At 74.1% G+C, this 9,800-nt stretch carries 9 protein-coding genes; 3 read left to right on the top strand and 6 right to left on the bottom strand.

The genetic code is table 11. The annotated features are described in order from the left end of the window. Positions 1–45 precede the first annotated feature (45 nt). The 3 genes from ACFV7Q_RS36930 to ACFV7Q_RS36920 all read right to left on the bottom strand — a co-directional run bounded on the left by ACFV7Q_RS36930 (position 46) and on the right by ACFV7Q_RS36920 (position 2,687). A complete protein-coding gene (locus ACFV7Q_RS36930) occupies positions 46–1,035 on the bottom strand; it encodes a malate dehydrogenase (RefSeq protein WP_385435322.1) in 990 nt (329 codons plus the stop codon). A gap of 283 nt (positions 1,036–1,318) precedes the next feature. Beyond that, positions 1,319–1,834 (bottom strand): DUF3017 domain-containing protein, encoded by a 516-nt coding sequence (locus ACFV7Q_RS36925; RefSeq protein WP_385435321.1) that lies wholly within the window; start codon positions 1,832–1,834, stop codon positions 1,319–1,321. Beyond that, entirely contained in the window at positions 1,824–2,687 is an 864-nt protein-coding gene (locus tag ACFV7Q_RS36920; protein WP_385435320.1) for a bifunctional methylenetetrahydrofolate dehydrogenase/methenyltetrahydrofolate cyclohydrolase, read from the bottom strand. Before ACFV7Q_RS36920 ends, ACFV7Q_RS36925 begins: the two co-directional genes overlap by 11 nt. Positions 2,688–2,941: 254 nt before the next feature. On the opposite strand from ACFV7Q_RS36920, the gene ACFV7Q_RS36915 reads away from it, so the two are divergent. After that, positions 2,942–3,568 carry a hypothetical protein gene (locus tag ACFV7Q_RS36915; RefSeq protein WP_385435319.1) on the top strand — a complete coding sequence of 209 codons (627 nt, stop codon included), beginning with the start codon at positions 2,942–2,944 and terminating at the stop codon, positions 3,566–3,568. Positions 3,569–3,664: 96 nt separating this feature from the next. Here the strand turns inward: ACFV7Q_RS36915 and purH are convergent, their stop codons facing one another. Both purH and purN read right to left on the bottom strand, forming a co-directional pair. Beyond that, the gene (gene purH / locus ACFV7Q_RS36910) at positions 3,665–5,245 is read right to left on the bottom strand and encodes a bifunctional phosphoribosylaminoimidazolecarboxamide formyltransferase/IMP cyclohydrolase (protein WP_385435317.1); all 1,581 of its coding nucleotides are present in this window, start codon (positions 5,243–5,245) and stop codon (positions 3,665–3,667) included. Then, a complete protein-coding gene (gene purN / locus ACFV7Q_RS36905) occupies positions 5,242–5,865 on the bottom strand; it encodes a phosphoribosylglycinamide formyltransferase (RefSeq protein ID WP_385435316.1) in 624 nt (207 codons plus the stop codon). Before purN ends, purH begins: the two co-directional genes overlap by 4 nt. Before the next feature lie 313 nt (positions 5,866–6,178). Between purN and ACFV7Q_RS36900 the strand changes: the two genes are divergently transcribed. Continuing rightward, on the top strand, positions 6,179–6,826 hold the full coding sequence (locus tag ACFV7Q_RS36900; protein ID WP_385435315.1) for a hypothetical protein: 648 nt from the start codon (positions 6,179–6,181) through the stop codon (positions 6,824–6,826). A gap of 4 nt (positions 6,827–6,830) precedes the next feature. On the opposite strand, the gene ACFV7Q_RS36895 is transcribed toward ACFV7Q_RS36900, so the two are convergent. Next, on the bottom strand, positions 6,831–8,669 hold the full coding sequence (locus ACFV7Q_RS36895; RefSeq protein ID WP_385435314.1) for a DUF6350 family protein: 1,839 nt from the start codon (positions 8,667–8,669) through the stop codon (positions 6,831–6,833). Positions 8,670–8,777: 108 nt separating this feature from the next. On the opposite strand from ACFV7Q_RS36895, the gene ACFV7Q_RS36890 reads away from it, so the two are divergent. Next, positions 8,778–9,707 (top strand): RNA polymerase subunit sigma-24, encoded by a 930-nt coding sequence (locus ACFV7Q_RS36890; RefSeq protein WP_385435313.1) that lies wholly within the window; start codon positions 8,778–8,780, stop codon positions 9,705–9,707. The last annotated feature ends 93 nt before the right edge of the window (positions 9,708–9,800 follow it).

Raw genomic sequence — 9,800 nt, 5'->3', positions numbered from 1 at the left:
CCCCGGCGCACCATGTGCGCCGGGGCCCCGCCCGTGGCATCAGCTTCAGATGAGGCCGAGCTCGCGGACCGCGTCGCGCTCCTCGGAGAGCTCCTGCACGGACGCGTCGATGCGCGCACGGGAGAACTCGTTGATGTCCAGGCCCTGGACGATCTCGTACTTGCCGTCCTTGCAGACGACCGGGAAGGAGGAGATGAGGCCCTCCGGGACGCCGTAGGAGCCGTCCGACGGGATGCCCATGGAGGTCCAGTCGCCCTCGGCGGTGCCGTTGACCCAGGTGTGGACGTGGTCGATGGCGGCGTTGGCGGCGGACGCGGCCGACGAGGCGCCACGGGCCTCGATGATGGCCGCGCCGCGCTTGGCGACGGTCGGGATGAAGGTGTCGGCCAGCCACGCCTGGTCGTTCACGAGCTCGGCGGCGTTCTTGCCGGCGATCTCCGCGTGGAAGATGTCCGGGTACTGGGTGGCGGAGTGGTTGCCCCAGATCGTCAGGCGCTTGATGTCGGAGACGGCGGCACCGGTCTTGGCGGCCAGCTGCGAGATCGCGCGGTTGTGGTCCAGGCGGGTCATCGCGGTGAAGCGCTCCGCCGGTACGTCCGGGGCGGCCGACTGGGCGATCAGGGCGTTGGTGTTGGCCGGGTTGCCGACGACGAGGACCTTGATGTCGTCCGCGGCGTGGTCGTTGATGGCCTTGCCCTGCGGCTTGAAGATGCCGCCGTTGGCGGAGAGCAGGTCACCGCGCTCCATGCCCGCGGTGCGGGGGCGGGCGCCGACGAGCAGGGCGACGTTCGCACCCTCGAAGCCCTTGTTCGGGTCGTCGAAGATGTCGATGCCCTTCAGCAGCGGGAAGGCGCAGTCGTCGAGCTCCATGGCCGTGCCCTCGGCGGCCTTCAGGCCCTGGGGGATCTCCAGCAGGCGGAGCTTGACCGGCACGTCCGCGCCGAGCAGGTGACCGGAGGCGATGCGGAAGAGCAGCGCGTAGCCGATCTGGCCGGCGGCGCCGGTGACGGTGACATTCACAGGAGTGCGGGTCATGGCCTTCTCCGTTAGACAGCTGGCGGTGGGGCGTCCCCGCCCCATGTGCTGGCGGACGCCGCTTCCCTGCGAATCTTGACGTGAAGAGACATCCGGCGTCAGGCTATCCGACTCCCAAGCACCCCAACCCCCCGGTCCGTGTGGTCCGTGGCACATGGACCGGGAGTTCGAAGGCGGGCGGCCGTACACGCCCCCGCAATTCGCCCGTACGGCTCATCCGGACGGGTGGATCCAGTGGCCCGGCGACCTCCCGGACACCGGTTTCCTCACCCGCCCCGCGGCCTCAGCGGACGGTGAAGCGGACCGCGTCCTCCAGGAACGGGATCTCCAGCCACGGCTTGGGCTCGATCACCAGCGCGAGCAGCGTGATCGCCACGCCCAGCAGCCCGTACGTGATCATGTCCGTGAACCGGGAGCGCACCGCGAGCATGCCCACGTCCGGCAGGACCCGCCGCAGCACGGAGGCGCCGATCAGGGCCACGCCGATGACCAGGCAGCCGACCCGCGGCTGCCCCAGCGCGGTGAGCAACAGACCGATCGCGGTCGCGGCGAGCACGCTGAGCATCGGCCACTGGCGGGCGGCGAGCGCGTCCCCGGGCCCGGCCCGGCCCGCGCCCTCGGGGCGGGCCGTGTCCTGGGTGACGGCGGGGAAGCGGCGCGACTTCGGCGCCGCCGTCCCCTCGGCGCCGGTGTCGGCCGTGGGCGTGGCCTTGGCGGCGGCGCTGGCCTCGGCCTCGGCCGCTGCTTCGGCGCCGGCGCCGGTTTCGGTGTCGGGCTCGGCGTCGTGCTCAGCCCGCACTGGTCGCCGTCCGCTCGGCCGCCTCGACGACGTTGACGAGGAGCTGGGCCCGGGTCATCGGGCCGACACCGCCCGGGTTCGGGGAGATCCACGCGGCGACCTCGGCGACGCCGGGGTGCACGTCACCGACGATCTTGCCGTTCTCGTCGCGGCTGACGCCCACGTCGAGGACGGCCGCGCCGGGCTTGACGTCCTCCGGCTTGACCAGGTGCGGGACGCCGGCCGCCGCGACGACGATGTCGGCGTGGCGCAGGATCCCGGACAGGTCGCGCGTGCCGGTGTGGCAGAGGGTCACGGTGGCGTTCTCGGACTTGCGGGTGAGCAGCAGGCCGATGGAGCGGCCGACGGTGATGCCGCGGCCGACGACCACGACGTGGGCGCCCTTGATCTCCACACCGTGGTGGCGCAGCAGCTCGACGATGCCGTACGGGGTGCAGGGCAGCGGTCCCGGCTCGTTCAGCACCAGCCGACCCAGGGACATCGGGTGCAGGCCGTCGGCGTCCTTCGCCGGGTCCATCAGCTCCAGCACCCGGTTGGTGTCGATGCCCTTGGGCAGCGGGAGTTGCACGATGTAGCCGGTGCAGGCCGGGTCCTCGTTCAGCTCGCGGACGACCGCCTCGATCTCCTCCTGGGTGGCCGTGGCGGGCAGTTCGCGGCGGATGGACTCGATGCCGACCTCGGCGCAGTCCTTGTGCTTTCCGTTGACGTACCAGCGGCTGCCCGGGTCGTCGCCGACCAGCAGGGTGCCGAGTCCGGGGGTGACGCCCCGGGCCTTGAGGGCCGCCACACGGGCGGCCAGTTCGGACTTGATCGCGGCTGCGGTGGCCTTGCCGTCGAGAATCTGGGCGGTCATGCATCCATCCTCCCGGATGGGGCGGCCCCGGTTCCACTCAAGGGGTCTGCCGTACGGTCACAGGCTTGAACCAATCGTTGCACTTGCACAACAAGTGACGGGCCGGTCGCAATAGCGGCTGGACAAGTCCGGGCCGGTCGGCCGACGATGAGCAAAAGAGTGCCGCGGGCAGTGCCGGGGGGCGGGCCGCAAGTTGCAGTACGACCTCCGTGCGTGCCGTGCGTCCCCGCACTTCCACGGAGGAACACCCCAAGATGAGCTTCGGTGACCCGAACAACCCGTACGGGCAGCAGCCGCAGGGCCAGCCCGGTTACGGCTACCCGCAGCAGGCCCCGCAGGGCGGCTACGCCTACCCGCAGGCCCAGCAGGCCTACCCGGCGCACCCCGCCGGAGGCTACCCGGGCGTACAGATGCCGATGCCGGGCGGTGTGAAGGCCGCGCGCGTCATCCTGTTCATCGTCGGCGGCCTCCAGGCCCTGGGCGGGGTCCTGTTCCTCCTCGGCGGGGCGGTGTTCGCCTCCGTCCTCTCCGGCTCCTCCAGCTCCACGGCGAGCGATGCGGGAGCGGTCGCGGGGGCGGCTGTGGTCATCGGCGGCATCTTCATCCTGGCCCTGTCGCTGTGGCCCATCCTGACCGCCGCCAAGCTGAGCAAGGGCCGCAGCGGCGTCCGGGTGTCCGGCATCGTCTACGGCTCTTTGATGACCCTCTTCTCCGGGCTCAGCCTCCTCATGAACCTGGTCGCGCTCAGCAGTGACGAGGCGGCGGGCGCGGTCGTGTTCTCGCTGCTCATGGCTCTGATCCAGTTCGGGCTCGCCCTGTGGGTCCTCGTCGGCCTCGCCAACTCGGCCGCCGGCGCGTACTTCCGCCGTCCGCAGTACTAGGAGCACCGACGCCGCCACGGCGTACGGCGAAGGCCGCCACCCGCGCTGCTGCGGATGGCGGCCTTCGCCGTACTCGGAGCGGTGTGCTCGGGGTGCTCAGTGGAAGAAGTGGCGGGTGCCGGTGAAGTACATGGTCACGCCCGCCGCCTTCGCGGCCTCGACGACCTGCTCGTCACGGACCGAACCGCCCGGCTGCACCACGGCCTTGACGCCCGCCGCGGTCAGGATCTCCAGCCCGTCCGGGAACGGGAAGAAGGCGTCGGACGCGGCGTACGAGCCCTGCGCGCGCTCGGCGCCGGCCCGCTCCACGGCCAGCTTGGCGGAGTCCACCCGGTTGACCTGGCCCATGCCGACACCGACCGAGGCGCCGTCCTTGGCGAGCAGGATCGCGTTGGACTTCACGGCCCGGCAGGCCTTCCACGCGAAGGCGAGCTCGGCGAGCTCCTCCGGGGCGAGGGCCTCGCCGGTCGCCAGCGTCCAGTTCTTCGGGTCGTCGCCCTCGGCCTGGAACACGTCGCTCTGCTGGAGGACCGCGCCGCCCGAGATCGGCTTGAGGTCGCCGGGCTGGTGCGGGCTGCCGTCGACGCGCAGCACGCGGATGTTCTTCTTCTTGGACAGGATCGCGAGCGCACCCTCCTCGTAGGCGGGGGCGGCGATGACCTCGGTGAAGATCTCCGCGACCTGCTCGGCGAGCTGGACGGTCACCGGGCGGTTCACGGCGATGACGCCACCGAAGGCCGAGAGGGGGTCGCAGGCGTGGGCCTTGCGGTGCGCCTCGGCGACGTCCGCGCCGATCGCGATGCCGCACGGGTTGGCGTGCTTGATGATCGCGACGCAGGGCTCGTCGTGGTCGTGGGCGGCCCGGCGGGCGGCCTCCGTGTCCACGTAGTTGTTGAAGGACATCTCCTTGCCGTGCAGCTGCTCGGCGTTGGCGAGCCCGCCCGGCTGCCCGTCGGTGTAGAGGGCCGCGGCCTGGTGCGGGTTCTCGCCGTACCGCAGGACGGCCTTGCGGTCCCAGGCGCCGGCCAGGAACTCGGGCAGCACGGCCTCCGGCTCCGGGGCGTACGCGTTGGTGAACCAGGAGGCGACGGCGACGTCGTACGCGGCGGTGTGCTGGAAGGCCTCGGCCGCCAGCCGCTTGCGGGCGTCGAGGTCGAAGCCGCCTCCCTGCACCGCGGCGAGCACGTCGGCGTACCGGGCCGGGCTGGTGACCACGGCGACGGACGGGTGGTTCTTGGCGGCGGCGCGCACCATGGACGGGCCGCCGATGTCGATCTGCTCGACGCACTCGTCGGGCGTGGCGCCCGAGGCGACCGTCTCCCGGAACGGGTAGAGGTTGACGACCACCAGGTCGAAGGGCTCGACGCCCAGCTCGGCGAGCTGCTCGCGGTGGCTGTCGAGGCGCAGGTCGGCGAGGATCCCGGCGTGGACGCGCGGGTGCAGGGTCTTGACGCGGCCGTCGAGGCACTCGGGGAAGCCGGTGAGCTCCTCGACCTTGGTGACGGGCACGCCGGCGTCGGCGATGCGGGAGGCCGTGGAGCCGGTGGAGACGAGGGAGACACCCGCCTCGTGCAGGCCGCGGGCCAGCTCCTCCAGTCCCGACTTGTCGTAGACGCTGACGAGGGCGCGCCGGATCGGTCGCTTCGACGAGGTGGTGCTGCTCTCTGCGGCGGTCACTGGATTGTTACCTTTCGTCCCTCAATGCGGTAGCCGTGCCGGGCCAGGCGCCCCACGACGTCGACGAGCAGCTGGCGCTCGACTTCCTTGATGCGCTCATGGAGAGCGGCTTCGTCGTCCTCGTCCCTGACCTCGACCACACCCTGGGCGATGATCGGGCCGGTGTCCACGCCGGCGTCCACGAAGTGGACCGTGCAGCCGGTGACCTTCACGCCGTACGCGAGGGCGTCCCGGACGCCGTGGGCCCCGGCGAAGGAGGGGAGGAGGGCGGGATGGGTGTTGACGATGCGGCCGCCGAAGCGGTCGAGGAACGCCTTCCCCAGGATCTTCATGAACCCGGCTGAAACGACGAGGTCCGGCGCGTACGCGTCGGTCGCCGCGGTCAGGGCGGCGTCCCACTCCGCGCGGCTCGCATGGGCCTTGACCGGGCACACGAAGGTGGGGATCCCGGCCTTCTCGGCCCGTTCGAGACCGGCGATGTTGTCCCGGTCGGCCCCCACGGCGACGACTTCGGCCCCGAAGCCCTCCGCTCCGCCGGGATGGGCGTCGATGGCGTCGAGCAGGGCCTGGAGGTTGGTGCCGGAGCCGGAGACCAGCACGACCAGGCGGGAGGCGGCCATGGGAGGCCCTTTCTCACGGAGATCGTCGTTCGTCTTGTGCGGTCATACAAAACTTCGATGCCCTGTTTTACGGGGGACCCTACGAAGCCACCGACCGCACGCAACGATACCGGCACACGGGACGGCCCCCGCGGGACGGGGGGACGGCCGAGGGGTAGCGTCTGGGATACAAGCCGCGAACTGCGCGGTGCCAGGGGGGCGGCGCAACCCTCCGGCGCACCTCGCACGACCTGCGCGACGCATAGCGACACCGCCGCCCCGGCCCCGGCCGGGCGCGGCCGGCGTCCACGACACAGGGGAAGTAACGCACTCGATGCCGGACCGCCGTCAGCCCGACTCCTCCACCGACGACAACCCCTTCGCGGCTCCCCCGGAGGGCCGGCCCGACCAGCCGTGGCAGCCGCGCGGCGGCAACGGCGGCCGCCCCGGCCAGGACCCCGGATCCGGGCCGGCCGGACCGGGCGGACCGGGGGCCGGGCCCGGCGGGCCGGCGCGTTGGGACCCGACGGACCCGGTCCAGCGGCGCGCCCGCTACGCGCTGCTCGCGGGCATGTGGGGCTTCTTCTTCGGGATCTTCGGGATCCCGTCGGTCGGGCTGCTGCTCGGCGCGCTCGCGGTGTACTGGGGGATCAGCGGCCTGCGCGGTCGGCCCGCGCCCGCCGGGCCGGACGCGGCCGCCGCCGGGGCGCTGGCGGGCGCCGCGGGCGGCGCCACGTCCCCGGCCCGGGGCGGCCTGGCGGCCCTGGGGCCCGCGGCCGGCCCCCAGCGGACGGCGGCGGTCGGCGGGCTGGTGACGGCCGCGCTCGCGATCCTGTTGGCGCTGGGCTCGTACGGGGTGCAGCTCGCGTACAAGGACTTCTACATCTGCCGCGACGACGCCCTGACGAAGCGGGCGGAGCTCCAGTGCAACACGCTGCTGCCCGACAACGCGCTCGGCAAGGTCCTGAAGGTCCGCCCGTAACCGGTCAGACGGGGGATCGGCGGCGGGCCAGCACCCGGGCGCCCGCCACGGACGGCACCGGGGGCGTCCGAGGTGCGGCCGTGGCCGGGGCTGCTGCGGCAGGGGGTGCGGCTGGGGCCGGGGCCGCTGCGGCACCGACGACGGTCCGGCGGGCGGGGGCCGCGAGCTGCGCCAGGGCCGGCTGAAATGCCGTCACGAGGGTGACGGGGCGGGGCCGTCCGGCCGCAGCCCGGCCCCGCTCGGGTGCCGTCGCCGGCGCCGGCGACGGCACCGGAACCGGCGCGGAATCGGGCGCGGATCCGGGCACGGGCCCGGGCGCCGGCCCGGGCGCGGATGACGGTACGGGCACGGGTGACGGTACGGGCACGGCCTGCGCCGCTGTCCCGTCGCCGGCCGGGGCGTCGACCCGCGGACGGTGGTCCCCGGCGGCGCCCGTCGGACGGTCCGGGTCCTGCGGGGGGTCCGGAACCGGGGTTCCCGCCGCCTGCCGCAGCGCCTCCCACCGGATCTCCCGGACCCCGCTGGCGTGCCGTGCGTCGCCCCCCGCGGGCGCCGCCCGCCGGACCGGCCGCATCCGCCAGGCGTGCACCGACACCGCCAGTGGCAGCGCGGGAACCAGCGTCCAGACGGCGGCCGCCGCGCCCGTCGCCCACCACACCGGCCCGAGGTGCGTGAGTTCGCCCGAGCCCAGCGAGCCGCCCGAAGCCGCCGCCAGCCCGGCCATCGCCAGCCCGCACACCAGCGCCCCGAGCACCGCCGTCAGGGCCGTCTCCCCGTACGAGACCTCACGCGGACGGCGTACCGCGGACCAGCCGACCACCAGCCCGGCCGCCATCGGGACCACCGCGGTCGCGCAGGTCAGAACGGTCCCCGGCCCCTGCGGCGGGAGCGCCGCCAGCAGCGGGAACTCCGGCAGTGCGGGCGACCCGGCGAAGCCGAGCGGGGTGGCGGTCGCGCCGCCGCCGACGGAGAAGCCGGGCCCGAGGGCGTAGGCCGCGCCCCACACCATCGCGTTCGGGAGCAGCGCGAGAGCGAGCAACAGGACCGCGAAGCGGCCCGACCACACGCCGGTCAGCGCCAGGAACCCGTCCTCGACCGCCGGGCCGTGCCAGGCGAGCGAGAGCCCGACCACGAGCGCGCCCCCGCCGACCAGGACGAATGTCCCGGCCGCCCCGGCCCGCAGCGCGACCGCGTAGCGGGGACGGACGACCGCCCTGCGCACGGCCGCGGGGACCCGCGGCGGCAGCGGTCCCAGCGGACGGCCCCGGGCCGTCCACACCCCGGTGCCCGCGGCGAGCACCGCGACGAGCGGGACGTGCCAGGCCGCGCTGAGCGGGTCGGCGGGCATCGGGCCGCCGGCCGCGTAGGCGGTGGCCAGGGAGCCGACGGCCAGGTAGCCGCAGAGCACCGCGGAGAAGACCGCGCTCGCGGGCAGTCCCCCGTCCGGTTCGCCACCGCCGGTGTCGGCACCCCCGTCGCCGGAGGCGCTGCCGAGGCGGCCGGCGCGGCGCATGAGGAGCGCCGGCAGCACGATGAGGAGGAGCGGGGTGACCCCGACCGGGGCGGGCACCCCCGACAGGGTGTCGTAGCGGACCAGTTCGGTGCCGTGGGCGAGCAGCCACAGGCCGGCGGCCAGGTGGAGGGCCCCGCCGGGTCCGCTGTCGGGGTACGGGGAGCTGATCCACAGCACGATGACGAGCACGGCGAGGAAGCCGAGCCCCAGCCCGGCGGCCATGGCGCCGCCCAGCACGCAGGCGGCGGCCTCGGGTGAGCGGCGGCGACGGGCCGCGGCGTGGCGCGGGCCGGGCCGCAACGGAGCCCGGCGCCCGGTCAGTTGGGTCACCTTGCCATGGTGCACAACGACACGCGATATGGGCGGTTAATAGGCGAATGTCCGTTGTGTCGCTAAAAATACGTTTATGTACTTTTTCGACATTGCGGGGAGTGGGTCATGAAGGAGAGCACCGAGGAACCCGAGGACGCCCGCCTGCTGACCCCGCCTCCGGCGGACGTGCCGTCAGGCCCGGTCCCACCGCCCGGCCCTGCCGAGCCGGACGCCCCGGCAGGGCCCCGCGGGGCGTTCGATGCGCTGTACCGGGCCACCGCACCGGGACTGGTCCGGCAGGCGTACTTGCTGACCGGGCGCCGCTTCCTCGCCCTGGAGGCCGTGGAGCGGGCGTTCCAGCAGGCCTGGGCGCGGTGGCCCGAGGTCGCCACCGATCCGGACCCGGCCGGGTGGGTGCGCGCGGCCGCGTACGAGTACGCCCTCTCGCCCTGGCACCGGCTCCGCCGCGTCCAGGAGCCTCCTGATCCGGGCCCGGCCGCAGCGGACCCGGCCGACCGGATCCTGATGGACGCCCTGCTGGACCTGTCCCCCACCCACCGCCGTACCGTCCTGCTCTACCACGGCGTCGGCCTCGACCTCCCCGACACCGCCGCCGAGACCGAGGCCAGCACCCCCGCCGCCGGCATCCGCCTCCTCAACGCCCACGAAGAACTCACCGTCCGCGTCCCCGAACTGGCCGGCGCACCGCCCGGGGAGCGGCTCGCCCTGCTGGAGGAGCGGCTCGGTGCCCTGGAACCGCCCGTGCCGCTCGTGCCCCGCCCGGCGGCCGCCGTCCGCGGCGCCGCCGAGCACCGCACCCGGCGCTGGACGGGGGCCGTCGTCGGCGTGACCGCGGTGATCGCCGTCGCCACCTCCTACACCCTGGCGACCGCACCGACCCGGTACGAGCCCCCGCTCGCCCCCGGCGTCAGGGTGTCCGGGGTGCCCCCGCTCAGCGGTCCCCAGCCGCTCGCCGAGGAGCACCGGTGGCTCCAGGACAAACTGCGGTCCGACCCGGCCGCCGGGCCCGCCCGGCTCGCCCCGCGCATCGAGTGAGACGCCGGAGGGGCGGCGGATGAGACATCGAAACGGGCGTGGCCCGCACCCCCGGAGGGGGGGGGGGCGCGCGCCGAAGGGTGTCACGCCGAC

This window comes from Streptomyces sp. NPDC059851, from assembly GCF_042732005.1.
In the GTDB taxonomy this organism is placed as follows: domain Bacteria; phylum Actinomycetota; class Actinomycetes; order Streptomycetales; family Streptomycetaceae; genus Streptomyces.
Note: the sequence above shows the minus strand (reverse complement) of the source record. Positions and strands in the feature narration are given on the sequence as shown.